1 pseudogene is annotated in these 1125 nt (G+C 76.1%); it reads left to right on the top strand.

Annotation, left to right across the window (positions count from 1 at the left end):
• A pseudogene (locus BZL64_RS40045) lies at positions 1–1125 on the top strand (hypothetical protein); the annotation flags it as partial.

Below are 1125 nucleotides of genomic sequence, written 5' to 3'. Positions count from 1 at the left end.
GGTCATCGGGGCGGCCAGCGGGCAGGGCCCGTTCGTGGCGGCGGCCATCGAAGCGACGCTGGAGGCCCTGTCGGAGGGGTTCACGAACCACAAGGAGCAGCGGCCGTCCCAGTGGTACCGCGGCTATCCGAACGCGGGCGGCAACGCCAAGCGCGGCCTGCTGCTCCTGTCGGGGAACTTCCGGGCCGGCGGCACCTCGCGCGAGCACGCCGAACGGTGGCTGGTGCGGGCGCTGCTGGCCGACCTCGCGGAGGCGTACGCGGGCCTGGGGTCCCATCTGCGGCGGATCGGGCGGCCGGTCGTGCTGCTGGACAACGCGCGCAGCGGGCCGGGTCCGGGGCTGCTGGACGCGGTGCTGCGGGACCGGGCGGAAGGGACCGACGACCAGGCGGTGTGCGTGGCGACGGTCCGCGGGACCGAGCATCCGGCGCTCGGGGACGCCGTACGGCGGGAGTTGGCCGAGGTGGCCCGGATCGCCGAGTGGGCGCCGGGGAGTTCGCCGTCCTCGCGGGCCCTGCTGGTGCCGCTGCCGCCGCTGGGTCCCGACGAGACGCTGCACATGGTGGGCGCGGTCTGCGACGACATCGAGATACCGCCCCGACTGCCGCAGGCCGCACACCGGTTGACCGGAGGGAACCCGCTGGGCATCGTCCTGCTCGCCACGGCGGCCCGGCAGCACCCCGGGCGGGCGGCCTCGCTGGGCCGGCTGCTCACCTCGGACATCCGGCTGGAGGAGGGGCAGGCGGACGGCCGCCCGGCCTACGCCGAGCTGCTGGCGCGGCTCGTGCCGGCCGACCGGCTGGAGGAGCTGACCGTGCTGGCCGCGGCCCACGACCACGACTCGGCGGTCGCCCTCGCCGCCGCGCACCTCCCGGACGACTTCGGCTCCTCAGGCGTACGGTCGCTGCGGTCGCGGCTCGCCGAGGAGGGCATGCCGGCCGTGCCGGGGCAGTTCGTGGGCGACCCGTTCGTGCGCACGCTGCTGCTGCTCAGGCTGCATCACCGCGACCCGGACCACGGCGGCTGGCGGGAGGTGCACGAGACGCTGATCCGGCACTACACGGACGCGGCACCGGGGCCCGACCCGTCTCCTGGTCCTGATCCCGTGCCCGATCCCGCCCCCGC

This window comes from Streptomyces bobili, from assembly GCF_002154575.1.
GTDB lineage: Bacteria > Actinomycetota > Actinomycetes > Streptomycetales > Streptomycetaceae > Streptomyces > Streptomyces bobili.
Note: the sequence above shows the minus strand (reverse complement) of the source record. Positions and strands in the feature narration are given on the sequence as shown.